The following is a 24,576-nucleotide window of genomic DNA, read 5'->3' as shown; positions in this document are numbered from 1 at the left end:
CCTGGGGCGTTAAAAAGGCGGCTTATCGAGGCCGCCTGTATTGCATAGTCTATTGGTGACAGTGTAGCGCGTATGGGGCGCCGACCCAAAGCGCAAGCTTGGGCCGGCGTAGTGGCTAGAAGAAGGCGTACTTAATGACGAACAGGATGGCGACAATGAGCGTTGCCAGATGAATTTCACGGAAGCGCCCGGTGGCAGCCTTGAGCACGACATAGCTGATGAAGCCGAAAGCCAGACCGTTGGCAATGGAATACGTGAATGGCATGATCAGCGTAGTGAGCGCTGCGGGAGCGGCTTCAGTGACGTCGTTCCATTCGATATCCATGACTTCACGCAGCATGAGGCCGGCCACATAAAGCAGGGCGGGGGCCGTGGCATAGCCGGGTACCGAACCAGCCAGTGGCGAGAACATCAGCGCCAGCAGAAACAGGACACCTACCACCAAAGCGGTTAAACCCGTACGACCACCGGCCTGCACGCCCGAAGCGCTTTCTATGTAGGCGGTGGTGCTGCTGGTACCCAGCATGGAACCGGCCACAATGGCAGTACTGTCGGCGAACAAAGCGCGGCCCAGGCGGTTGGGTTTACCTTCGGGGATAAGGTTGGCGCGTTTGGCCACGCCTATCATGGTGCCGGTGGCATCGAAGACTTCAACCAGTACCAACACCAGAATCACGTGCACGAAGCCCGTATGCAGGGCACCGATGATGTCCAGTTGCAGAAAGGTAGGCGCCAGGCTGGGAGGCGCGGAAAACACACCCTTGAACTCGTTGTTGCCGGTTAGCATGGACAGCACAGTCACGACCAGGATGCCAATGAGGATGGCACCGCGCACCTTCAGGGCGTCAAGTGCGGCAATGATGAAAAAACCCAAAATGGCAAACAGCACAGGGGGCGAGGACAGATCGCCCAGGCCGACAATGGTGGCAGGGTTGGCGACAACGATGCCCGCGCCTGCTGGGCTGAGCGCGATGATACCCAGGAACAAGCCAATACCTGCGGCAATGGCCGAACGCAGCGACTTGGGAATACCTTGTATCAGCCAGGAGCGCGCCCCTGTTACGGTAAGCAGGATAAAAATAACGCCGGAAATGAAGACGGCACCCAGCGCTTGCTGCCAGCTGTAGCCCATGGCGCCGACGACGGTAAAGGCGAAGAAAGCGTTCAAGCCCATGCCGGGCGCCATGCCTATGGGCCAGTTGGCCACGAAAGCCATGATGAACGTACCGATGGCTGCAGCCAAACACGTTGCCACGAAAACGGCGCTGTGCTCCATGCCCGTGGTAGAGAGGATGGCCGGGTTGACGAAAATGATGTAAGACATCGTGAGGAAGGTGGTGATCCCCGCCACGACCTCGGTGCGCACGTTGGTGCCGTGCTCTTTCAGCTTGAACAGGCTTTCTAACATAATGGACCCCTAAGAATTGCTGATTGTTATATGGCTTCTACCGCTGCTGCATTCTAAGATGGTTTGCGCGCCGTTGTACACTGTCACAATCATGATTGTTCTTGGTTACGAAAGCTCTTGCGACGAGACGGGTGTCGCCCTGGTTTGCACCGAACGTGGCTTGTTGGCGCATGCGCTGCACAGCCAGGTTGCCATGCATGAAGCTTATGGGGGCGTCGTCCCGGAATTAGCTTCGCGCGATCATATCCAAAGAGTTCTGCCTCTTACCGACCAAACCCTCAACGAGGCGGGCCTGACGCTTGCGCAAGTTGATGTGGTGGCCTATACCGCCGGGCCTGGTTTGGCCGGCGCGCTCTTGGTCGGGGCCAGTGTGGCTCAGTCTGTGGCCTGGGCTTTGGGCAAACCCGCTATACCGGTGCATCACCTCGAAGGGCATTTGCTATCGCCCCTTCTGGCCGAGCCCGCCCCTGAGTTTCCCTTCGTGGCCTTGTTGGTATCCGGTGGGCACACGCAATTGATGCGCGTTGATGGCGTGGGTCGCTACGAGTTGCTGGGTGAAACACTGGACGACGCCGCAGGCGAGGCTTTTGACAAGACAGCCAAGCTGCTGGGGCTGGGTTACCCGGGCGGGCCAGCGCTCTCGCGTTTGGCCGAGCAAGGGGATGCGCAGGCTTACGCGCTGCCTAGGCCCATGCTGCATAGCGGCGACCTCGATTTCAGCTTCAGTGGCTTGAAAACCGCCGTGCTCACGCAGGTGCGCAAGCACGAAGCAGACGGCGGTGTCACAGAGGCCAGGCGCGCCGATCTGGCAGCAGCCACCGAGGCGGCCATCGTTGATGTGCTAGCAAGCAAAGCGTTGAAAGCCATGCGCCAAACCGGCCTGAAACAGTTGGTGGTGGCCGGAGGGGTAGGCGCGAACCGGCATCTGCGCCAGCGATTGCAAACTGAAATAAGCAAGCTCAAGGGGCGGGTGTTTTTCCCGCCTGTGGCTTTGTGTACCGATAACGGCGCCATGATTGCGTTTGCTGCGGCACAGCGCCTGAAGGCGGGCTTGGTGGATTTGGCCCAGTCAAACTCGCATGCTTTTACGATTCGACCGCGCTGGGCGCTGGAAGACCTGGCGGTTTAGCGCCAGGTGCCGAATACAGGCGGCCTGGCCGCCCTGACTTAGCCGGCTTTTACCTTTACCGCCATCGACACGGCGCGTGCTTTGGCGCGGGCCGTGTCGACATCCTCGGCCTTGGCCAGTGCCACACCCATACGACGCTTCACGAAAGACTCGGGTTTGCCGAAAAGACGCAGGTCTACCCCGGGTTCGGCCAAGGCTTGCGCCAGGTTTTCGAAGCTGACGGCTTGGGCATCGACGCCGCCGTAAATCACGCTGCTGGCACCGGGGCTGCGCAACTCGACCTGCACAGGCAAGCCCAGCAATGCACGAGCATGCAGGACGAACTCGCTTTGCTCTTGCGTAATCATGGTGACCATGCCGGTGTCGTGTGGGCGAGGACTGACTTCGGAGAACCAGACTTCGTCGCCGGCAATGAAGAGTTCGACGCCGAAGACACCCCAGCCCCCGAGTTCGTCGGTGACGGCACGGGCGATTTCTTGGGCGCGTGACAAGGCGATAGGGGACATGGCCTGAGGCTGCCAGCTTTCCACGTAGTCGCCGTCTACCTGCCTATGGCCTATGGGCGCGCAAAAATCAGTGTGGGTTTGCCCATCGGCACCGCGCCAGCGCACGGTTAAAAGCGTGATTTCGTATTCGAAGCGAATAAAGCCCTCGACGATGGCGCGCCCACCCCCGACACGACCGCCTTCTTGGGCCAGACGCCAAGCGGCTTCGATGTCTTGGGGGCCGTGTATGACAGACTGGCCTTTGCCCGAAGAGGACATGACGGGCTTGATGACACAGGGGTAGCCGATAGCCTCGTCTATGGCGTGCAAGAGTTCGGCTTCGCTGTTGATGAAACGATAAGGCGAGGTAGGCAGCCCCAGTTGTTCGGCAGCCAAACGGCGAATGCCCTCGCGGTTCATGGTAAGCGACGTGGCGCGCGCGGTGGGAGTGACGCGCGCAGTGCCGACAGCTTCGATCTCGACTAAGACATCGGTAGCGATAGCCTCGATTTCAGGCACGATGATGTGGGGTTGTTCCAACGCTATGACCTTGCGCAGCGCGTCGGCGTCTGTCATGGGCAAGGTATGGCTGCGGTGTGCGACTTGATGGCCGGGTGCATTGTCGTAACGATCGACGGCGATGACCTCTGCGCCCAGTTGTTGCAAAGCAATGATGACTTCTTTGCCCAGCTCGCCCGACCCGAGCATCATGACGCGTACGGCCAGTGGGGACAAAGGGGTGCCCAAGGAAGGAGAGGGAAGGGTTTGGCTCATGATTTTTTCCGTTTGCCGCCGATGCGGCTTTCTTTACCTTGGAGCAAACGCTCGATGTTGGCGCGGTGACGCACACACAGCAGCAATGCAATGACGACCAGCGCGAAGCAGATGGCACCGTCGAAACGCCATGCGGCGCCGCCGCCGAAAATATAGTAAAGGGGGGTGAATACGGCGGCGGCTATGGCCGCCAGCGACGAATAACCCGAAGCCCGTGCGACGATAAGCCACGTGGCGGCGCACGCCACGCCCAGCCAGGGTTGCAAGGCTAGCACCACCCCCAAAGCCGTGGCGACGCCTTTGCCTCCTTTGAATTTGAGGAAAACGGGAAACAAATGCCCCAGGAACACCGCGACGGCACAGGCCCCCAATAAAACCGACGGTAGTTGCCAGGTGTCGATCGCCCATCGCGCAAGGCAAACTGCCAGCACACCCTTGGCGGCGTCTCCCAAAAGCGTTAGGGCGGCCGCCAACTTATTGCCGGTGCGCAGCACATTGGTGGCGCCAGGGTTGCCCGAACCATAGCTACGAGGGTCGGCCAGGCCCATGGCTTGGCTGACGATAACGGCAAAAGGCAGTGAACCTATCAGATAGGCAAGCAACAGCAGGCCAGAGCCTGCCAATGCAGGGGGGAAGGCGGACATCAATTGCGCTCCGGATGGGAGGGTAAAAGGAATGGGGGGACGGGGAGTTGCCTGGATTCTACCGTGCCGTCGCCACTGGCGCGAGTGTCACGATCTCTTTGCACACTGCGAGTACAATGAGCAGTCGATTTTGTCGGATTTGGAAGGGTCATGCGCATATTGGTTACGAACGATGATGGGTACAACGCTTTAGGCATAGAGGCCTTGGTGGAAGCCATGAAAGGCCTGGGAGAACTCACCGTCGTAGCGCCGGAAACGAATCATAGCGGTGCGTCCAACTCGCTGACGCTTAATCGGCCTCTCTCAGTCAGGCAGGCTGCCAATGGTTTTTATTTCATCAACGGCACGCCTTCCGATTGTGTGCACATCGCTCTCACGGGTATGCTTGATTTTCGCCCCGATTTAGTGGTGTCAGGTATCAACAATGGCGCCAACCTGGGCGAAGATACCCTGTATTCGGGTACGGTGGCTGCGGCTTCCGAGGGCTATCTGTTCGGTATTCCCTCTATCGCCTTCTCGCTCGTGCGAAAAGGCTGGGAACACCTGGATGCGGCCACGCATATCGCCCGAGAGGTCGTGCAGCGGCATCTGGCCCAGCCCTTACAGGGCAACACCTTATTGAATGTCAATATTCCTTCGGTGCCGCTCATCGATATTCAGGGTTACGCAGTCACTCGTTTGGGCAAGCGGCATCCCTCAGAGCCGGTCGTCAAGTCAACCACCCCTTATGGCGAGCCTGTTTATTGGATAGGGCCGGTGGGGATGGTTTCCGACTCCGCCGGAGACACCGATTTCGGCGTCATAGAGCAAAACAAGGTGTCAATTACGCCGTTGCGGCTAGACTTGACCCACTTCGAGCAGCTTGCCGGTGTCAGCGCCTGGGCGGGGCCGCTATGCGAAAGCCGCTAGGCCGCTCTCCTTTCGAGTCGGGAACCACCAATCGCTTTGGGCGATCCCGCTTGGGTAGCGGGCTAACAACTACCAACAGCAACGCCCGCGTCAGTTTGCCTCCCGCGTTATCGCGGCAAGCCGCTGCGCCATCCGCTCCAGAAGCCGGCAACCTGGGGCTGAATTCCGAGCGCTTGCGTCAGGCCATGGTGCAGCGCTTGCGAGAGCAAGGAATACAAAACGAAACCGTGCTTGCCGCCATGGGCAAGGTGCCGCGCCATCTCTTCGTCGATGAAGGGCTGGCCAGCCGCGCCTACGAAGATGCGGCCTTGCCCATAGGTTATGGTCAAACCATTTCTCAGCCATGGGTCGTAGCACGCATGATCAGCGCAGTATGCGAAAATGGTGTACCCGCGAATGTGCTGGAGGTGGGTGCAGGATGTGGCTATCAAGCAGCAGTACTGGCGCATGTGGTTCGACAGGTGCATGCCATCGAAAGAGTGCGTGGCCTGTATGATATGGCACGCCAGCAACTGCGCGACAGCGGCTTGGGTACGCGAGTCCGGTTGGTCTATGGCGATGGCATGCTGGGTCTGCCCACGCAGGCTCCGTTCAGTGCCATTGTTGTGGCGGCGGCTGGTCTTGCCATACCCCAAGCTTTGCTAGAGCAGCTTGCACTAGGTGGCCGCCTGATTGCCCCCGAAGGCGGCAGCGCGCAGCGCTTGGTTTTGGTCGAGCGCACCGGCCCGTCCAGCTGGCACCGTAAAGAGCTCGAAGCGGTGCGTTTCGTTCCCCTTCGGGCGGGAACACAGTCTTGATGTTCGGAGAATTACATGCATGCCCAGGCGTTGCAACTTTTAGATAAAACCACTCACCCTATCAAGCAGGCCGTGGCCTGGCGTGCGCTGGGCGCCGTGTTGGTGGCGGTCGCTTTGGCGGGGTGTGCGTCCAAAAAAACCAGCGCGCCCATCACCGACCTGAACCAAGGGGGCCAGTCCGGCACTGCCGCCGCTATGGGCGGAACCTACGTCGTCAAGTCGGGTGACACCTTGTTCGGCATTGCGCGTGCGCACAATACCAGCGTGGCTCAATTGGTACGCATGAACGACCTCATCGACCCGAATCGACTGTGGGCCGGGCAAATTCTGCGTCTTAGCGATGATGCTTCTCCAGTTGCCTCCAGCTCGTCAGTGGCAGGCACCTCCACGCCTCGCGAACCCGTTGCCAAGCCCGTCCAAACGGTCGAAACCAAGGCGCCTGCGCGTGCTTCTGATGCCGGCGTGGTCTCGTGGGGCTGGCCTGCGCAGGGCAAGATCATCCAAGGTTTCAATACCAATACCAAGGGTGTAGACATCGAAGGCAAGCAGGGCGACCCTGTTGCCGCAGCCGCCGCCGGCAAGGTCATGTACGTAGGTAATGGCGTACGCGGCTTGGGTAATTTGGTTTTGCTCGATCACGGTAACGGTTTCATGACGGCTTATGCGCACAACCAGAAGTTACTGGTCACGGCGGGTCAACAGGTCAAGAAGGGGGATCGCATTGCCTTGCTGGGCATGACGGATACCACCTCTCCACGGCTGCACTTTGAGATCCGCCGCGGCGGTACGCCGGTCAATCCGCTGTCTTACCTGCCTGCACGATGATCCCAACCCTGGTATTCGATCTCGAAACCATTCCCGACGCCCAAGCGCTGAGGCAATTGGGCGACTACGACCCCCAATGGACAGACGTGCAAGTCATCGAAGCCGCCCAGCAAGCGCGGCTGGCGTCGCACGGCTCCGACTTCATGCCGCTGCATTTGCAGCGCATCGTCGTGGTGGGCTGCGTGTTTCGCGACGATAACGGGTTTCGCGTTAAAACACTGGGCAACCCCGAAGACGGCGAGGCTGTGCTCATCAATGGTTTTTTCAAGACCATAGAGCGCTACACGCCTCGTCTGGTCAGCTGGAACGGTTCGGGCTTTGATCTTCCCGTTCTGCACTATCGCAGCCTGATTCATGGCGTACAGGCGCCGCGATACTGGGATATGGGCGACGACGATAGAGACTTCAAGTTCAATAACTATCTGAATCGCTACCATACGCGCCATACCGATCTGATGGATCTGCTAGCCAAATATAACGGCAGAGCCAATGCGCCCATGGATGACCTCGCCAAATTGTGCGGTTTTCCGGGCAAACTGGGTATGGACGGCAGCCAAGTCTGGCGCGCCTGGTCAGACGGCCAGCAAGACGAAGTCCGTGCCTATTGCGAGACCGACGTGGTCAATACCTGGCTCATGTACTGCCGCTTCCGTTTTATACGCGGCGAAATAGACTCACAAGCTTACGAAGCCGAAATTGCCTTGGTGCGCGAGACGCTGCAAGGCATAGATGCCCCGCATTGGCGCGAATATCTGGCCGCCTGGGGTCACTAAAACCGTTTTACCTACATCATGACAGTCGTACTGGACATCGAATCCCTGGATTTGGAAGGGCGTGGCGTCGCCCACCGTGAAGGCAAAGTTATTTTCGTGACAGGGGCTTTGCCCGGCGAGCGCATCGAGGCTCAGCCCGGACGTAGTAAAAAAAACTATGAGTTGGCCAGTATGGTTCGCGTACTCACGCCATCGTCTCAGCGCGTTGAGCCTGCCTGTCCGCATTTTGGAACCTGTGGGGGCTGTGCCATACAGCACTTGTCGCCTGCGGCGCAAGTGGCTGTCAAGCAGCGTGTTTTGGAAGATGCGCTGGAGCACATAGGCAGGGTTACAGATTACACCGTGCTTCCGCCTTTGCATGGGCCTAATTGGCACTATCGCTATCGTGCCCGCCTATCTACCCGCTTCGTAAGAAAAAAAGGTGGCGTGCTGGTGGGCTTCCGTGAGAAGCGCGGTGCCTATGTGGCGGATATGCAAGAGTGCCGTGTGCTGCCGAAGCAAGTGTCCGATTTGCTGATGCCTTTACGCGAATTGCTGGGCGGTTTATCTACCCCGGATCGTCTTCCCCAGATCGAATTGGCCATGGGTGACGATTTGATTGTATTGAACCTGCGCCATATGGAAGCGCTTACCGATGAAGATAAGCGTAAATTGGCAGAGTTTGGCGCCGCCCGTGGCGTGAGCTGGTGGTTGCAGCCCAAAGGGCCGGATTCCGTGCATCCTTTGCAAGCCGAGGATGCCGAAAAACTAGCCTACAGCATGCCCGAGTTCGGGCTGCGCATGGCTTTCAAGCCCACCGACTTTACACAGGTTAATCATCAGCTGAATCGCACCATGGTTTCGCGTGCCTTGCGCTTATTGCAAGTGGAAAGCCACCATCGTGTAGCCGACATGTTCTGTGGTCTGGGTAATTTCAGTCTTCCTCTGGCCACTCAGGCCGCCTACGTGCTGGGAGTCGAGGGGAGCGAGACCTTGACGCGTCGGGCTCAAGAGGCCGCGCAAGCCAACGGCTTGGCCGAGAAAGCCGAGTTCATGCCCTGTAACCTGTTCGAGATTGATGCCGAATGGCTGCGTGCGCGAGGACATTTTGACCGCATGCTGATAGATCCGCCCCGAGAGGGCGCCGAAGCACTCGTGACGGCCTTGTCAGCGCTTGCCCCCGCCGAGCGCCCAAAACGCATCGTCTACGTTTCATGCAACCCTGCCACCTTGGCACGAGACACCGCGATCATGACTGAGCAAGGCGGCTACCGCCTGTTGGCTGCCGGCGTTATGAATATGTTTCCTCATACCGCTCACGTAGAGTCTATCGCGGTGTTCGAGTAAAGCGCAGCGCCAATCTTCTAGCTAAACCGGCGGCCATCTTAAGGATGGCCGTTTTTTTTGCCTTCAATAATGTGGCGGGATTTCGTCTTTGATGCTAGAGCCCGTGGAGGGGCGGTTTTCTTGGCTTTGGCGTTGCAGCTCTAGCAGCTCGCGCATCAAAAGCTCAATCTGCTGTTGCTGCTTGAAAATGGTGTGATTCAGCTGCTCTAGCATGTCGTCGGCCAAACCCACTTTGATCTCTAAGTCGATCAGACGGTTCTCGATTTCTGGAGGCAAAGGGGTCATGAGTGATCAGCTTTCGCTTAAGGCCTTCAGTACTTTTTGTGCCTCGATACGAACGCGTTCGGGGGCGGTGCCGCCTTCGTGATTGCGTGCCGAGACTGAGCCTTCCAGCGTCAAGACTTGATGCACGTCCGACTCGATGCTGGCATGCAATGCTTGCAGCTCGGGCAAAGTCAGGTCGGCCAGGTCGCAGCCGCGGTCTTCGCACATGCGTACGGCATGAGCCACGGTTTCGTGCGCATCGCGGAAGGGCAAGCCCTTCTTGACGAGATAATCGGCCAAGTCGGTTGCGGTAGAGAAGCCTTGCAAAGCGGCGGCGCGCATGGCGTCGGCCTTGACGCGTATGCCGCTGACCATGTCGGCAAAAATAACCAGGGTGTCGCGCAAAGTGTCAGCCGTGTCGAACAGACCTTCTTTGTCTTCTTGGTTATCTTTGTTGTAGGCCAGGGGTTGGCCTTTCATGAGCGTAAGCAGGCCCATCAAGTTGCCGTATACGCGACCGGTTTTCCCGCGTGCCAACTCAGGCACGTCGGGGTTCTTCTTTTGCGGCATGATAGAGCTGCCGGTGCAGAAGCGGTCGGCCAGGTCAATGAAGCCAACGCGTGGGCTCATCCACAGAATCAGTTCTTCGGACAGGCGCGAAACGTGCATCATCACCAGGGCGGCGGCGGCACAAAACTCTATGGCGAAGTCACGGTCGGAGACGGCATCGAGCGAGTTGTGGCAAATGTCGTCAAAACCCAGCGTGCGCGCGACGCGCAGGCGGTCTATGGGGTAGGTGGTGCCGGCCAAGGCGGCTGCGCCCAGGGGAAGGCGGTTGATGCGCTTGCGGGCGTCTTGCAGACGCTCGGCGTCTCGGCCGAACATCTCGGCATAAGCCAGCAGGTGATGGCCAAAAGTGACGGGTTGAGCCACTTGTAAATGGGTAAAGCCCGGCAAAATCGTTTCGGCGTGCTCTAGTGCCAGCCCCGCCAGGTTAAGGCGCAGCTGCTGCAACTGGTGTAGGCTAGCGTCGATTTCGTCGCGTAGCCAAAGACGGATGTCGGTGGCGACTTGGTCGTTCCGCGAGCGACCGGTATGCAAGCGTTTGCCGGCATCGCCTATTAATTCGACCAGCCGTTTTTCGATGTTCAGGTGCACGTCTTCGAGATCGAGCAACCATTCGAAGCTTCCGGCGTCTATTTCTTGGGTGATTTGCAGCATGCCGCGCTGGATGTCGGCTAGGTCTTGAGCGCTAATGACACCTACCGCAGCCAGCATGTCGGCATGCGCCAAAGAGCCGCGGATATCTGCGTGTGCCAAACGCTTGTCGAAGTCGACCGAAGCGGTATAACGCTTGACGAGGTCGGAGACGGGCTCGGAGAATCGGGCGGACCAGGCTTGGGCCTTGTTGGCAAACTGATTGTTGGCTGGGTTTGAGGCTTGCGCGGACATGATGTTTTAATGAATGGGAGTAATCCCTCTATTGTATTAGAAGCTGAACAGGAGAACTTTTACCCAATGCAGCCCCACCTGGAAACCAATAAATTCGTCGAATGGCTCAAGCACCAAGGCTTGTACTCCTATGTGCCTGATGCGCTCTGGGCGCAAGTTCTGACAGGCCTGGTCATCCTCTTCTTGCTGGTCCTGATCACAGGGTGGATCGTAGATAAAGTGCTGGTGGCACTGGCCCATCGCGCCTTGAGCGCCGTGGGGCGTGCTCATTGGTCGCATGCTTTGGACAGGCACAACGTGTTCCGCAGCGTGGGTTATGTGGCGTCGCTGACGGTGGTGCTGTTCAACCTGACGCTGCTGCCTTTGGATGATCAGTACCTTTTGCCTTTTGCCCGACTGCTTCAGGCTATCAGCGTCTTCTATCTTTTCAAGGCCCTGATAGGTTTGCTGAAGTCGTGGCAAGACACCTATGCCGCATCGACTCAGGCGCAGACCCGGTCAATCAAGAGTTATCTGGAACTGGCCAAGATCATCTTGTGGGGCGTATGCGCCATCTTGATTTTCTCTTTGCTGATCGATCAGTCTCCCTTGCTGATGTTGTCCGGTTTGGGTGCCATGTCAGCGGTACTGCTGTTGGTGTTCAAAGATACCTTGCTGTCCTTGGTGGCAAGCACCCAACTGACCTCGAATGATTTGTTGCGTATAGGCGATTGGATAGAAATGCCTCAGGCCAACGCCGACGGTTTCGTGGTGGATATCGCTTTGCATACGGTCAAAGTCGAGAACTGGGATAAGACCATCACCACCATCCCCACCTATAAGCTCTTTTCCGAGGCTTATAGAAACTGGCGCAATATGTTCGAAGTCGGAGCACGCCGTATCAAACGTACCCTGCGCATCAATGCGGCTTCTGTGCGTTTCCTGACACCCGAAGAAATCCAGGGTTTGTCACGATACCGCCTGTTGTCGGACTATCTGGCCGGCAAGCGCCAGGAGCTGGACGAGGCCAATAGCGCGCTGGGTGATGCGAGCAGCGTGCCGGCCAATCAACGCCGGTTGACGAATCTGGGGACTTTCAGAGCCTATGCCTTGGCCTATTTGGAGCAGAACCAAGAGCTGCACTCTGACATGACGATGATGGTGCGGATGATGGAGCCTACCTCTGAAGGCATACCGATAGAGCTTTATTGCTTTACGGCCAAAACTGCCTGGGTAGAGTACGAGCGCATACAGGGCGACATTTTTGACCATCTTCTGGCGATATTGCCCGAGTTGTCCTTGCAGCTTTATCAATCGCCCTCGGGGGCCGACTTTGCCTTGGCCTTGGGCCGGGACTCGTTTGGCGAAAAAGAACAGCGTTTGCCTCATTAAGGCGTGGTGGTCTGCGGTGCGTGTGCCGCAGGCCATGCGATAATTTTTCCTTTTGTTCAGAGTAGGCCCATGAGCAGCATCCGAATCGCCTTGGCACAGATCAACCCTACGGTTGGCGGCTTGCTTGCCAACGCCACGCTGATTCTAGAGCAGGCTAAGCTGGCGCATGCGCAAGGGGCTGATGTCCTTATTACGCCCGAGCTTGCCCTGACGGGCTATCCGCCCGAAGACCTTTTGCTGCGGCCGGCTTTCGTCTCCCAGCAGCAGCAGGTGCTGGATACGCTTCAAGAGCAATTGGCCGGGCTGGCCGGCTTGCATGTTGTGGTGGGCCACGTAGATAGCCAGGGTCAGCAGCTATTCAATGCGGCCACCATCTTGCATGAAGGGCGCCGGGTCGGCACTTATCACAAGCATCAACTGCCCAATTACGGCGTCTTCGACGAGCTTCGCTATTTCCAGCCGGGCGACCAAACGCTGGTTTTTGATTGCAAGGGTGTGCGTTTGGGCATACTGATTTGCGAAGATATGTGGCTGCCGGAAACTCCCGCAGCTTGCCTGCAGCGCGGGGCACAGGCTTTGCTTGTGCTCAACGCTTCGCCTTATTGTCTGGGCAAGCAAGGGCAGCGTGAGCAAATTGTGCGTGATTCGGCCCAGGGTTGCCCAGTGGTTTACCTGAACCTGGTAGGCGGCCAAGACGAGCTTATATTCGATGGCGCCAGCATGGTGATGGATGATGCTGGTCAAATTGTGGCGCGTTTACCCATGTTCCAAGAGGCCTTGGGTGTGCTCGACCTGATTTGCGATGCGCAAGGCAAAGTGACGGTACAAACCGGTGCTCAAGAGCAGGGGGGCTGGGTTGCTCATTGGCCAAGTGACGAAGCACAAGTCTATGCCGCCTTGGTCATGGCTTTGCGCGATTACGTGCGCAAAGCGGGCTTCTCTTCTGTGCTGCTGGGTTTGTCGGGGGGGCTGGATTCCGCTTTGGTGCTGGCCTTGGCGGTAGACGCCTTGGGCGCGCAAGCGGTACGTACCATCATGATGCCGTCCCCTTACACTGCGCAGATCTCATTGGATGATGCCTCGGCGATGGCGCAAGGCCTGGGTGTTGCATACGAAGAGATTGCCATAGCACCTTTGTCTACAGTCTTCGACGCCGCCTTGGCCCCATTGTTTCAAGGTCTGGAGCCCGACGCCACGGAAGAAAACATTCAGGCACGTGTGCGCGGCACCTTGCTGATGGCGATCTCCAATAAATTCGGTGGCTTGTTGCTGACCACTGGCAATAAGTCAGAGTTGGCTACGGGTTATTGCACGCTTTATGGGGATATGGCGGGCGGTTTTGCACCCATTAAAGATATCCCCAAGACTTTGGCCTATCGCTTGGCTCACTGGCGCAATCAGCAGTCGCAGGTGATTCCCGAACGTATCCTTACCCGTGCCCCATCTGCCGAGTTGCGACCTGACCAGACCGATCAAGACAGTTTGCCTTCCTATGAAGAACTGGACGATATCCTGGAGCGTCACGTCGAACAGAATCAGTCTGCCGCCGAGATCGTGGCTGCCGGCAGGGATGCCCAGACCGTAGAAGATGTGCTCAGGCGGGTTAGGTTCAACGAGTACAAACGGCGCCAAGGGGCCATAGGGCCCAAAGTTACGTCAAGGGCCTTCGGGCGCGATTGGCGCCATCCCATCATAAATGCCTATCGCGACGTGCGGTAAGGCTCAAGAATAAAGCAGGTACTAGCTATGAAACTGATTGTGGCGATCATCAAACCCTTCAAACTTGACGAAGTGCGCGAGGCTTTGGCCGAGGTTGGCGTCAGCGGCCTCACGGTTACCGAAGTCAAAGGCTTCGGTCGCCAGAAGGGGCACACTGAACTCTATCGCGGTGCAGAATACGTCGTCGATTTCCTTCCCAAGATACGTGTAGAGCTGGCTGTTTCAGCCGAACAGGCCGACCGCGCCATAGAGGCGATTGTGAAGGCCGCTCATACAGGCAAAATAGGCGACGGCAAAATTTTTGTATTGCCGATAGAACAAGCCATACGCATACGCACGAGTGAATCGGGCCGACAGGCGCTGTAGTCCATGAACCAAGGAGAATCCGCATGACACACTGGAAAAAATGGCTGCTCGGTGGCGCCATGCTTGGCATGGCGCTATGCGCGCAGGCTGGTCGGCTGGATCAAATACGCGACCGCGGCGAGGTGACGTTGGGCTATCGTGAAGCGTCCTTGCCTTTTTCTTACCTTGACGACAAGCAGCAGCCCATAGGCTATTCCATGGATATTTGCATGGGTGTGGTCGAGGTGCTCAAGCAGCAACTGGGCTTGCCCGATTTGCGCGTGAAGCGTGTGGCGGTGACGTCTTCTACGCGCATCCCGCTGGTGGCCAACGGCACCATAGACATGGCCTGCGGTTCTGCCACCAATAATGAGCAGCGCCAGCAACAGGTGGCGTTTGCGCCCACTATGTTCATCACGAGTACCCGCCTGGCATCTCTCAAAGACTCCGGCGTTACTGATTTGCAAAGTCTTAAGGGCAAAACCGTGGTGTCAACGGCGGGCACCAGCAGTTTGCTATGGCTGACCCAAGAGAATGCCGAACGCAAGTTGGGCATACGTATCATGCCGGCCAAAGATCACGCGGAAGCTTTTCTGGCCGTAGAACGCGGGCGGGCGGCGGCCTTTCTGATGGACGACGTGCTGTTGGCAGGCTTGATAGCCAATTCGCGCCAGCCCGACGACTGGCAGATAGGCGAGGAAACGTTCAGCACGGAACCTTATGCCGTCATCCTTCCCAGAAACGACCCTGAATTCAAGGCAGCAGTCGATGACGCCATCAAAGCCATGATGCAAGACGGCCGTATGGAAAAACTTTATGAAAAATGGTTTACGCAGCCGATTGCGCCGCGCGACATCAACCTGAACTGGCCGATTGGCGATGCGCTCAAACGCGTCTTCGCAGAGCCTACCGATTCCCCCGACCCAGCGGTGTATCAATGAACGAACCCGTCAGGGTATCCAAACTTCTCGCCGAACGCGGCATGTGCTCACGGCGTGAAGCAGACCACTATATTGAAAGAGGCTGGGTGCGTGTGGACGGCCAGGTGATAGGCTTGGGCGCCAAGGCCTTGCCGAATCAAACCATCACGCTGGAAAACGCCGCACGCAAGCGCCAAACCGAGCGCGTGACCATTTTGCTTAATAAGCCTGTGGGAGTGGTCTCCGGTCAGGCCGAGCAGGGCTACAAACCCGCTGTTACGCTGATTACCGCGCAGTCTCGACACGCGGGTGACCGTTCCGCGCGCGTGTTTCAGGCTTCGCATTTGCGTGGCCTTGCCCCAGCAGGCCGGCTGGATATTGATTCTCAGGGCTTGCTGGTTTTGACCCAGGATGGCCGCATTGCTCGGCAATTGATAGATGCCGATTCACAAATAGAGAAAGAGTATTTGGTGCGTGTGCAAGGCAAACTGTCGCCCAATGGCCTGGCCATGCTCAATCATGGGCTAAGCCTTGACGGCCAGGCGCTGAAACCTGCAAAGGTGAGTTGGCAAAACGACGACCAGCTGCGCTTTTTGCTGCGCGAAGGTAAAAAGCGCCAGATCCGGCGCATGTGCGAAATGGTAGGCCTGAAAGCAGTGGGCCTGAAGCGGGTGCGTATGGGCCGTATTGTGCTGGGCGATCTGCCGCCCGGTAAGTGGCGTTACCTGGGCGAACACGAAAGCTTTTTCTAGGTTTGCACCACCCTAGGGGCGCCGAGGTGGTCGCTTGACCGCTGGGCGCCGGGCTGCGGGATGCCGCTGTTGGGGCCGGGCCGGGGTGCGGTGGTTTGGCAACGAAGCCTCATCCTCATCGTCTGTCGTTTTCTTGCGGGTGTTATCGCCGCTTTCTAGGGTGTGGCGGTTATGCGAGTCTTGCGCCAAGGTTTTGTTTAGCCACGGTAGTGCTTGGTGCAGACTGGCTGCCAGCGTATAAGGCGGGTTGATGACGAACACCCCGCTGCCGTACAGCCCCAGCCCATCGGCAGAGGGTTTATTGACCTGCAAAGAAGCATGCAGCCACTCGTTGGGTGCGAGTTTGCGCATTCCTTTGACCATAGCCTCGACTTCGCGGCGTTGCACCAGCGGATACCAGACAAAATAAGTACCGCTGGCGAAACGCTTAAGGCCTTCTTCCAGCGTTTGCAGCACCCGCTTGTAATCTTGCTTGTCTTCGTAAGAAGGGTCGATAACGGCTAAACCGCGTCGGCTGGGGGGCGGGAAAAAGGCTTTCAAACCACCGAAGCCATCAGTGTCGCGCAGTTCCGTTTGGCGTTGCTGGCGGCTATCGAGGCAGTTGAGGTTGTGGGCCAGGATCTCGCCTTCGGAAGGGTGCATTTCAAAAAGGCGTAGGCGGTCTTGCGAACGCATGGCGTGCAAAGCCAGCCAAGGGGAGCCTGGATACCAGCGTAACGAGCCCTGCTCGTTGTAGGTTTGGATAGCTTGCAAGTAGCGCTGTACCAAGGCTGGCGCGGAGCTGCCTGCCGCAGCGTGCCAGACGCGCGCCACGCCTAAGTCGGACTCGGCCTTGGTGCGTGCCCAATCATCGCTGAGGTCGTAAATACCGGCCCCCGCATGGGTGTCTACAAGCGTGTAGGCGGTGTCTTTTTTGCCCAGGTGATCCAGGATGTGTAAAAGCATGGCGTGCTTGAGCACGTCGGCGTGGTTGCCTGCATGAAAGGCGTGGCGATAGCTGAACAATACGACCTCTGTCCGGTGTTAAACTGCCAGATTAATTTTTAGTGACGCCCCTTCTGGTTGTATGCGCTATTCAAGCGCAAACAGAGGCCAGACCAGGGAAGGCATAGACGCTTACGAGCCTGATGACATGTTCGATTTTATCCGCACGCACCAACGCTTGATGCAGCTTATTTTGTTGGTACTGATAGTGCCGTCGTTTGCGCTCTTCGGCGTAAGTAGTTATACCAGCTTCAATTCCGGCGACCAAGAACTGGTTGAAGTCGGCAACAGCGGCATTACCCTGCAAGAATTCGACCAGGCACGTCGCGAGCAGCTGCAACGCATTCAGGCCAATATGGGGGCGGCTTTTGATCCCGCCGTCGTCGATACCCCCGAAACACGCCTGGCCTTGCTCGACTCGCTGATCGAGCGCCGCGTGCTCATCGATCAGCTTCAACAGCATCACTTTACCGTCTCCGATGCCGCGCTACGCCGTGCCATTGCCGCGATTCCCGACTTCCAAGAAGACGGTCGATTCTCTGCCGAACGCTATCGTGCCGTATTGGCCAGCATGGGCCTGAACAGCAAGGATTTCGAAGAAGGGCAGCGCGGCGAGTTGGCCTTGCAGCGCGTGCTGGGGCCCGTGGCAGCGACAGCGCACGTGCCAGACGCCACAGTCACGACAGTGGGGCAAGCGCTCACCGAGCGTCGCGTTGTCCGTCAGCGCGAGTTTCCACTGAGCGCTTTCGAGGCTGATGTTCAGGTAGACGACGCACAGATAAAAGCCTGGTACGAGGCCAATCAGCAAGCGCTGAGCGTCCCCGAGTACGCCACTGTGGAATACCTTGTGTTGGATGAGGCTGCCGCCACGCAAAGTCTGCCGGCTATCAATGAATCCGACCTGCGTGCCTATTACGACCAAAACAAGTCGCGTTATGTCCAGGCCGCACGTAGCAATGTCAGCCATATTCAATTTGCGGTTCCAGCCGATGCCTCCGAAGCCCAGCGTGCCGAAGTTCGCCAGCAAGCACAGCAAGTAGCAGACCAGGCGGCAGCCGACACTACGCAATTTGCAGAACTTGCCAAAACCCATTCACAGGACGCGGGTACGTCGGCCAACGGCGGGCAGTTGGGTTGGATCACACGGGGCACTTGGCCTGCCGAGATCGAAAGCGCCGTGTTCGAGCTCAAGCAAGGGCAGGTGTCGGGCGTTGTAGAAGTCTCAGGCAATTACCATGTGTTCCTGGCTAACGAGGTTCAGCCCGAACAAGGCGAGAGCTTCGAGCAGGCGCGTGCCCAAGTTGAACAAGAGGTCAAGCGTCAGTTGGCCGCCGACCGCTATGCAGAGCTGGCCACCCGTTTAACCGAGCAAGCCTACGAAGACAATAGCAGCTTGGTTCCGGCAGCTCAGGCATTGGGCCTGGAGGTGCGCAAGGCCACCGGGGTAGCGGTAGACCGGTTGTTGTCCAAGGACGTGTTGCCCGAGACTGAAATCGCTGCGGCGATTGATAACGCAGATGCGCAATTGCTCGACGATCCCCGCGTGCGTCGCGCCTTGTTTTCCGAAGCCAGTCGCAAAGAACAACATAGTTCCGGTGTCATAGAAATCGCGCCGGGGGTGATGGTTGTCGTGCGTGCCGAAACCCTGCATCCAGCCCAAGTTCGTCCGCTCGAACAGGCGCGTGAATTCATTCGCGAGCAGCTGGTGGCAGAGAAGGCTCGCGAAGCGGCTACGCAAGCGGGTGAAAAAGTATTAGCCAGCCTGCGCGAAGCAGAGGGCAAGGCTTCCGAAGAGGGCTTTAGTGCCCCGATAACGGTCAGCCGTATGGATGCCCAAGGTTTGGGGAGCAACGAGCTCAAGGCTATTTTCGAGGCCCGTAGCATTGCTTTGCCGGCTTTCATCGGTGTAGAGAATGAGCAGGGTTACGCCATCGTGCGTCTCGAAGAAGTACAAGAGGGCGAACTTGAATCCTTCATGAGCATGTCCTTGCGCGCCCAGCTGGATCAGGCTCAGGCTGTGGCCGAGCAGCAGGCCGTATTGGCGGCCATGCGTGAGCAAGCCAAGGTCAAGATGCTTCCCGAGGCAAAACAGGCCTTGGAGCAAACCGACGAGCAGGACAGCTGAACAAGCTTGGCCAGCCTTGATCGATCAGGGATCGTTCAGGGCTGGCGCTTCAGCACCGTATTCAGTACCGTCCAGACATTGTCGGCAATGATGGGCTGGGCTTCTTCAGTGGGGTGCATCTGATCGGGCTGAAAAAGTTCGGGTCGGGTCGCTACGCCCTCTAGAAGAAACGGAATCAGCGGCGCCTGCTGGTTCTGGGCCAGCGTGTCGTACATGCTGGCGAATGCTTCGGCATAGCTGCGGCCATAGTTTGGGGGCATGCGCATGCCGACCAGCACGGGCACGGCGCCGGCTTCGCGGCTAAGCGCCATCATTTTTTCCAGATTGGCCTGGGTCATCTCCAGGGGCAGGCCGCGCAGGGCATCATTGCTGCCCAAGGCCAGAATGACAATGCTTGGCTGATGGCGTTGCAAGGCTGCGGGCAAGCGGCTAAGGCCTGCACTGGTGGTGTCGCCGCTGACGCTGGCGTTGCGCATGGTGTAAGGCAGATTGCTCTGGCTTAGTCTTTGCTGCACAAGGCCCACCCAGCCACTGTCTCGGCGAATACCGTATTCAGCGGATAAACTATCGCCCAAGACCAAAATGTTAGACGTGGAGCCGTTTGGAGATTGAGCCCAGATGCAAGGTGCAAGCGTCAGCAGGCCGGCAGCCAGTATGAAGTTTCTACGGGTAGGCAAGATGCAATCGTATTCCATTGAAGTAACCGGTTTAACGCAGCAGGTACAAGATGCCGGCGGCGTATTGAGCATACTGGATAATATTGGCTTTCGTGTCGAGCGCGGCGAATCTTTGGCCATCATGGGAAGCTCGGGTTCGGGCAAGTCGACTTTGCTTGGACTGCTGGCCGGCCTGGACGTTCCCACATCGGGCCAGGTGCGCTTATTGGGTCACGACCTTTTTACCTTGGGTGAAGAGGCGCGTGCCGCCATCAGAGCCAACCATGTGGGTTTCGTCTTTCAGACCTTTCAGCTCTTACCCAACCTCACGGCCCTGGAAAACGTGATGTTGCCGTTGGAACTGCGTGGCATTGCACAAGCCCGCACACTGGCCCATGCGGCTCTGGCACGCATGGGTTTGGAGTCCCGTCTGCAGCACTATCCCCGCACCTTGTCGGGCGGCGAGCAACAGCGGGTTTCCCTGGCGCGTGCCTTCGTGCAGCGCCCGGATGTGCTTTTTGCCGATGAGCCCACCGGCAGCCTGGATGCCGCCAATGGCGAGAAAGTGGCCGACTTGCTGTTCGGGCAAGTGGCCGAACAGGGTTCTACGCTTATCTTGGTGACGCATGATGCTGCCTTGGCGGCGCGCTGCGACCGTATCCTTACGCTGCAGGGCGGGCGCTTGATCAATTAAGCATGCGGTCAATAGAGGCCCGGGCTGTGCTAAGGTTGCGACTTTGCTGCAGCCAGCGGTCGGAGCCAGACCCTTTTCATGTTCATAGCCGTCGCGTTATTCGTCTTTATCTGGTCCACGGGTTTCACTGTGGGCAAGATCATCGTCCCGTACGCCGACCCCACACTTTTTTTATTCGTGAGGGTAAGTATTGCAGCGGTATTGTTCATCGGGGTGGCTTGGCTGACTCGAGCTCCCCGCTTGCCGTGGCGCGAGGTGCCCAAGCATATTCTGGCGGGCATCTTGTTGCAGGGGCTGTATCTCTCGGGCTGTTATTGGGCCATAGGCGGGGGCCTGCCGCCTTCCATCATGGCGCTGATAGGCTCTACGCAGCCTATTTTGACGGCTGTGCTGGCGATTCCTTTGCTGGGCGAACTGCCAACCCGCAGGGTGTGGGCAGGTTTGGCTTTGGGCTTGACGGGTGTGTTGCTGGTTATCGCACCGGGCTTAAGTGGCACGCTGGAGCAATCCTATACCTGGCTGGCACTGTTCTATGCAGTGCTGGCCATGGTCTCTTTAACCTTAGGCACATTGCTGCAAAAGACGTCCATTGCAAAAGCCGATATACGCTCTTCGGCGGTATGGCAAAACCTGGGGACTTGGCTCTTCACCGGCAGTTTCACGCTCATGTTGGGGGAGAGCAAATGGATCATGTCAACCGAGTTATGGGCATCCTTGCTATGGGCGGCCATCGTCATGACTGGGGTGGGCACTTCCTTGCTGGTATGGATTATTAGGCGGGGCGGCGCCACCAAAGCCTCTGCGCTCATGTTTCTGTCTCCACCCTTGGTGGCGATAGAGTCGTATCTGCTTTTTGGCGATGTTCTGCTGAACGTGCAGTTGCTGGGCTTTGTGATTGCGGTTGCAGGCGTGTTGATCTGCAATATGCGCACGTGGCCAGCTTGGTTGACGCGCAAAAGCTGAGAACGCGTAACACCGCCCGAGCGGGCGGCTAGGCAGCCTGCCTAGCTTAGCCTTTGACGCGCACTATCTTTTGTACTTGCGGCACCCGCCGTATGGTGCGTATGACTTGCGCCAGATGCTTGCGGCTGTCAACCTGCAGCGTCAGGTGCAACACGGCATTAGAGGCCGAATCATCTTGCATGGTCATGTGCACGATATTGGATTCAGCATCGCTGATCGCGGCTGCCAAGCGGCCCAATACGCCGCGCTCGTTGACTACGGTGACGTCCAGGCGCGTAGAGAGGTGGCGGGCGGTATTGTTGATGTCCCAGGCAACAGGGATCCAGCGCTCGGGCTCTTTGGCGCGCAAGCGCTGTGCCACGGCACATTCGCTCATGTGCACGACCAAACCGTGACCCAGCCGTATGCCACCGATGATGGCGTCGCCGGGCAGGGGGCCGCAGCAAGGTGCCAGCTGCACGGCTTGCCCTTCGTTGCCATGAATGAGCACGGCTGTGCCTGTGGCGGCGGTGAGTTCGTCCATGGCGGCAGCCGTGGTGGCCAACATGGAGTTTTCGGGTGCGAAGCGACGGGCTACGACGGCCGCCAGGCGTTTGCCCAAGCCGATATCGGCGAGTATTTCTTCACGCGAAATGGCGCCTGAACCCTTGGCCAGCTTGTCCCATTCGGGGTCGTCGTCCGGAGGGCGAGGTAATGCCAGCTGTTCGAAAGCCTGGTTAAGCAGGCGCTCGCCAAAGGCGACGGACTCTTCGTAACGTTGGGTACGCAGGTAATGACGGATTTCGGATCGTGCGCGGCCTGTGCGTACGTAATTAAGCCATTGGGCACTAGGCCTTGAGGTAGCGGAAGTGATGATCTCGATGGCGTCGCCGCTTTTCAGTTCGGTGCGCAACGGAGAATACTCGCCATTGATCTTGGCCGCGATGGCGTGATTACCGATGTCGGTGTGTATGGTGTAGGCAAAATCTACCGGCGTGGCGCCCCGTGGCAGCGAGAGGATTTTGCCCTGAGGCGTGAAGACGTAGACGGAATCGGGGAACAGGTCGACTTTGACATGTTCGAGGAACTCGCCCGAATCACCTGTTTGGCTTTGGATGTCCAGCAAGGACTGCAACCATTGATGGGTGCGTTTTTGCAGGGTGTTGAGCGTTGTGTCGTCGTCTTTGTACAGCCAATGCGAGGCCACGCCGTCTTCGGCCACCTGATCCATTTCACGGGTGCGGATCTGGAATTCAACCGGCGTGCCATAAGGGCCTACCAGCGTAGTATGCAGGGACTGATAGCCATTCAGTTTGGGGATGGCGATGTAGTCTTTGAACTTGCCTGGCACAGGGCGGTAGAGCTGGTGCAGGGTGCCCAGAGCCAGATAGCATTCAGGCAGGGTGTGCACGATGATGCGAAAGCCGTAGATATCGAGCACGTCGGAGAGCGACTTTTTTTGCTCGGCCATCTTGTTATAGATGCTGTACAACGATTTTTCGCGGCCTGAGACTTCGGCCTCGATACCCGCTGCCGGCAGAGCACCGCCAACATCTTCGCTGATTCGACCTAGAACCTCGCGGCGATTACCCCTGGCGGCCATGATGGCCTTATGCAGCACTTGGTATCGGTTGGGGTGAATGGCCTGAAAACACAGGTCTTGAAGCTCTCGGACGAGGGCGTTAAGACCTAGGCGATGTGCAATAGGTGCGTAGATTTCCAGCGTTTCACGCGCAACCCGGCGGCGTTTTTCGGGGCTGACCGCATCGAGCGTGCGCATATTGTGCAGGCGGTCGGCCAGCTTGATGAGTATGACTCGTACATCGCGCGCCATGGCCAACAGCATTTTGCGAAAGCTTTCAGCTTGCTGTTCGGCCTTGGTGGCGAATTCCAGGCGGTCTAGCTTAGAGAGACCGTCGACGATTTCGGCAACATCGGAGCTGAAGCGCTCGGCGAGTTCCTGCTTGGAAACGTCTTGATCTTCGATGACGTCATGTAACAACGCCGCCATAAGCGAATCGGCGTCGAGCTTCCAGCCGGCACAGATTTCGGTGACGGCGATGGGGTGCGAAATGTAGGGTTGGCCACTGGCGCGAAACTGCCCTAGATGAGCTTGGTCGGCGAAGCGATAGGCTTCGCGCACGCGTTCTATTTCTTTGGGGCTGAGGTACTGACTGATGATTTGCGTAAGCGGTGCCAGCGAAGCGATGGCAGGGCTTGACGCTTCGGGCGGTGTGGTCGTACCGACCTTGGGCGTTTCGGGGGCAAGCGAGGTGTTGCGGTTGCGGCGACGCAGCCGCGGCCCTTTTTTGAGCACGGCCAAGATACCTGAAGATGCACCTCTCAGGGAACTGAATGCCATGAGCGCCCTCGCTTACCGAATACTATGCTTAGGTGGGGACTTTGCGCAGCATTTCGGCGCCGGTCAGGCCCGCAGCCACTTCACGCAATGCCAGCACGGTAGGCTTGTCGTCGGCGACGATACGGGCTTCGTGGCCTTGGGCCAGTTCGCGTGCGCGGTATGTGGCGGCCAGGGTGAGGTCGAAGCGGTTGGGGATTTTATCGAGACAATCTTCGACAGTAATACGTGCCATGGTGTTTACCTACGATTGAAGGAAGAAATGGCATCAAACGTTGGAGACGCTGATGCCCAATTGTGAAAAGAGTTCGGCATGACGAGCAACCTGGCTTGCATAGCGCAAGCGAGAAGCTGTCACAATTTGTGCCAGTTGCGATAGAGCGATGCTAAATTCTTGATTAATAATAACATATTGGCACTCAACCACATGTGCCATTTCGCCTCCGGCAGCCAGAAGGCGCTTGGTGATCACCTGCGAGGAGTCCTGGCCACGATTGCGTAACCTGGCCTCGAGCGCTTCGAGCGAGGGCGGCAAGATGAAAATGCCTATGGCGTCGGGGAAATGACGTTTAATCTGGCGCGCACCCTGCCAATCTATCTCTAGCAGGACGTCTCGGCCATTCTGGATGCAGTCTTCGACGTGATCACGGGGAGTGCCGTAGAAATTACCGTGCACTTCGGCCCACTCGAGTAATTGGTTGGCATCTCGCAGAGCTAAAAAGGCCTCTTTATCGATAAAACGATAGTGCTGGTTATGAACTTCGCCGGGCCGTGGGTCGCGGGTGGTGCACGAAATGGACAGGGAAATGGCGGAATCCTGGGCCAAAAGCGCATTGACCAGGCTGGACTTGCCCGCGCCGCTGGGCGCGACGACCATGAAAATATTGCCGGGGCTGAGAGTAGAGGAGTTCATGTGCGAATAG

General features: G+C 57.9%; 23 protein-coding genes and 1 pseudogene. 14 read left to right on the top strand and 10 right to left on the bottom strand.

The genetic code is table 11. The features are described from left to right. Nucleotides 1–115: 115 nt before the first annotated feature. On the bottom strand, nt 116–1,408 hold the full coding sequence (locus H0484_RS05425; protein WP_226953457.1) for an NCS2 family permease: 1,293 nt from the start codon (nt 1,406–1,408) through the stop codon (nt 116–118). Between the two features lie 91 nt (nt 1,409–1,499). Here H0484_RS05425 and tsaD point away from each other — a divergent pair, with 91 nt between their 5' ends. After that, nucleotides 1,500–2,537, top strand: a complete 1,038-nt coding sequence (gene tsaD / locus H0484_RS05420) for a tRNA (adenosine(37)-N6)-threonylcarbamoyltransferase complex transferase subunit TsaD (RefSeq protein WP_226953454.1) — start codon at nt 1,500–1,502, stop codon at nt 2,535–2,537. 38 nt (nt 2,538–2,575) lie between these two features. On the opposite strand, the gene purT is transcribed toward tsaD, so the two are convergent. Further along, a complete protein-coding gene (purT, locus tag H0484_RS05415; protein ID WP_226953450.1) occupies nt 2,576–3,796 on the bottom strand; it encodes a formate-dependent phosphoribosylglycinamide formyltransferase in 1,221 nt (406 codons plus the stop codon). Then, nucleotides 3,793–4,440, bottom strand: coding sequence for a glycerol-3-phosphate 1-O-acyltransferase PlsY (gene plsY / locus H0484_RS05410; protein ID WP_226953449.1), 648 nt, complete (start codon nt 4,438–4,440; stop codon nt 3,793–3,795). The genes purT and plsY overlap by 4 nt, the downstream gene beginning before the upstream one ends. A 150-nt stretch (nt 4,441–4,590) precedes the next feature. On the opposite strand from plsY, the gene surE reads away from it, so the two are divergent. The 5 genes from surE to rlmD are packed head-to-tail and all read left to right on the top strand — an operon-like array spanning nt 4,591 to nt 9,070. Further along, on the top strand, nt 4,591–5,349 hold the full coding sequence (gene surE, locus H0484_RS05405; protein ID WP_226953447.1) for a 5'/3'-nucleotidase SurE: 759 nt from the start codon (nt 4,591–4,593) through the stop codon (nt 5,347–5,349). Further along, on the top strand, nt 5,334–6,146 hold the full coding sequence (locus tag H0484_RS05400) for a protein-L-isoaspartate(D-aspartate) O-methyltransferase (RefSeq protein WP_226953446.1): 813 nt from the start codon (nt 5,334–5,336) through the stop codon (nt 6,144–6,146). The genes surE and H0484_RS05400 overlap by 16 nt, the downstream gene beginning before the upstream one ends. Before the next feature lie 15 nt (nt 6,147–6,161). Continuing rightward, nucleotides 6,162–6,971, top strand: coding sequence for a peptidoglycan DD-metalloendopeptidase family protein (locus tag H0484_RS05395; protein WP_226953444.1), 810 nt, complete (start codon nt 6,162–6,164; stop codon nt 6,969–6,971). Further along, nucleotides 6,968–7,744: a 3'-5' exonuclease gene (locus tag H0484_RS05390; protein ID WP_226953443.1), complete on the top strand. Its 777-nt coding sequence runs from the start codon at nt 6,968–6,970 to the stop codon at nt 7,742–7,744. Before H0484_RS05395 ends, H0484_RS05390 begins: the two co-directional genes overlap by 4 nt. Before the next feature lie 18 nt (nt 7,745–7,762). Further along, complete coding sequence (gene rlmD / locus H0484_RS05385; protein ID WP_226953442.1) at nt 7,763–9,070, top strand: 23S rRNA (uracil(1939)-C(5))-methyltransferase RlmD; 1,308 nt, start codon at nt 7,763–7,765, stop codon at nt 9,068–9,070. A gap of 63 nt (nt 9,071–9,133) precedes the next feature. Here rlmD and H0484_RS05380 read toward each other — a convergent pair whose 3' ends face one another. Continuing rightward, complete coding sequence (locus H0484_RS05380; protein ID WP_226953438.1) at nt 9,134–9,355, bottom strand: SlyX family protein; 222 nt, start codon at nt 9,353–9,355, stop codon at nt 9,134–9,136. 6 nt (nt 9,356–9,361) lie between these two features. Beyond that, entirely contained in the window at nt 9,362–10,786 is a 1,425-nt protein-coding gene (gene argH / locus H0484_RS05375; RefSeq protein WP_226953436.1) for an argininosuccinate lyase, read from the bottom strand. Between the two features lie 66 nt (nt 10,787–10,852). Between argH and H0484_RS05370 the strand changes: the two genes are divergently transcribed. From H0484_RS05370 to H0484_RS05350, 5 genes are all read left to right on the top strand, one after another. Further along, nucleotides 10,853–12,157 carry a mechanosensitive ion channel family protein gene (locus H0484_RS05370; RefSeq protein ID WP_226953435.1) on the top strand — a complete coding sequence of 435 codons (1,305 nt, stop codon included), beginning with the start codon at nt 10,853–10,855 and terminating at the stop codon, nt 12,155–12,157. A 69-nt stretch (nt 12,158–12,226) separates the two neighbouring features. Continuing rightward, nucleotides 12,227–13,876 (top strand): NAD+ synthase, encoded by a 1,650-nt coding sequence (locus tag H0484_RS05365; protein ID WP_226953434.1) that lies wholly within the window; start codon nt 12,227–12,229, stop codon nt 13,874–13,876. Nucleotides 13,877–13,903: 27 nt separating this feature from the next. Next, entirely contained in the window at nt 13,904–14,242 is a 339-nt protein-coding gene (locus H0484_RS05360; RefSeq protein ID WP_226953432.1) for a P-II family nitrogen regulator, read from the top strand. A 23-nt stretch (nt 14,243–14,265) separates the two neighbouring features. Next, nucleotides 14,266–15,162: an amino acid ABC transporter substrate-binding protein gene (locus H0484_RS05355; protein ID WP_226953430.1), complete on the top strand. Its 897-nt coding sequence runs from the start codon at nt 14,266–14,268 to the stop codon at nt 15,160–15,162. Further along, nucleotides 15,159–15,893, top strand: a complete 735-nt coding sequence (locus tag H0484_RS05350) for a pseudouridine synthase (RefSeq protein ID WP_226953429.1) — start codon at nt 15,159–15,161, stop codon at nt 15,891–15,893. The genes H0484_RS05355 and H0484_RS05350 overlap by 4 nt, the downstream gene beginning before the upstream one ends. A gap of 141 nt (nt 15,894–16,034) precedes the next feature. Here H0484_RS05350 and H0484_RS05345 read toward each other — a convergent pair. Next, nucleotides 16,035–16,898 (bottom strand): annotated as a pseudogene (locus H0484_RS05345) (23S rRNA (adenine(2030)-N(6))-methyltransferase RlmJ); the annotation flags it as partial. 127 nt (nt 16,899–17,025) lie between these two features. On the opposite strand from H0484_RS05345, the gene H0484_RS05340 reads away from it, so the two are divergent. Beyond that, a complete protein-coding gene (locus tag H0484_RS05340) occupies nt 17,026–19,002 on the top strand; it encodes a SurA N-terminal domain-containing protein (protein WP_226953423.1) in 1,977 nt (658 codons plus the stop codon). Between the two features lie 35 nt (nt 19,003–19,037). On the opposite strand, the gene H0484_RS05335 is transcribed toward H0484_RS05340, so the two are convergent. Continuing rightward, nucleotides 19,038–19,679, bottom strand: coding sequence for an arylesterase (locus H0484_RS05335; RefSeq protein ID WP_226953422.1), 642 nt, complete (start codon nt 19,677–19,679; stop codon nt 19,038–19,040). Here H0484_RS05335 and H0484_RS05330 point away from each other — a divergent pair. Both H0484_RS05330 and H0484_RS05325 read left to right on the top strand, forming a co-directional pair. Then, nucleotides 19,657–20,352, top strand: coding sequence for an ABC transporter ATP-binding protein (locus H0484_RS05330; RefSeq protein WP_390624814.1), 696 nt, complete (start codon nt 19,657–19,659; stop codon nt 20,350–20,352). The genes H0484_RS05335 and H0484_RS05330 overlap by 23 nt on opposite strands. A 78-nt stretch (nt 20,353–20,430) precedes the next feature. After that, the gene (locus H0484_RS05325; RefSeq protein ID WP_226953420.1) at nt 20,431–21,315 is read left to right on the top strand and encodes a DMT family transporter; all 885 of its coding nucleotides are present in this window, start codon (nt 20,431–20,433) and stop codon (nt 21,313–21,315) included. A gap of 46 nt (nt 21,316–21,361) precedes the next feature. Here the strand turns inward: H0484_RS05325 and H0484_RS05320 are convergent, their stop codons facing one another. From H0484_RS05320 to gmk, 3 genes are read right to left on the bottom strand one after another with little or no spacing between them, the layout of a single operon-like run. Then, on the bottom strand, nt 21,362–23,656 hold the full coding sequence (locus H0484_RS05320) for a RelA/SpoT family protein (protein ID WP_226953416.1): 2,295 nt from the start codon (nt 23,654–23,656) through the stop codon (nt 21,362–21,364). 28 nt (nt 23,657–23,684) lie between these two features. Continuing rightward, nucleotides 23,685–23,888 (bottom strand): DNA-directed RNA polymerase subunit omega, encoded by a 204-nt coding sequence (rpoZ, locus tag H0484_RS05315; RefSeq protein WP_226953415.1) that lies wholly within the window; start codon nt 23,886–23,888, stop codon nt 23,685–23,687. Between the two features lie 33 nt (nt 23,889–23,921). Then, nucleotides 23,922–24,566 (bottom strand): guanylate kinase, encoded by a 645-nt coding sequence (gene gmk, locus H0484_RS05310; RefSeq protein WP_226953414.1) that lies wholly within the window; start codon nt 24,564–24,566, stop codon nt 23,922–23,924. Nucleotides 24,567–24,576: the final 10 nt, after the last annotated feature.

The organism is Mesopusillimonas faecipullorum (assembly GCF_020539505.1).
In the GTDB taxonomy this organism is placed as follows: domain Bacteria; phylum Pseudomonadota; class Gammaproteobacteria; order Burkholderiales; family Burkholderiaceae_B; genus Mesopusillimonas; species Mesopusillimonas faecipullorum.
Note: the sequence above shows the minus strand (reverse complement) of the source record. Positions and strands in the feature narration are given on the sequence as shown.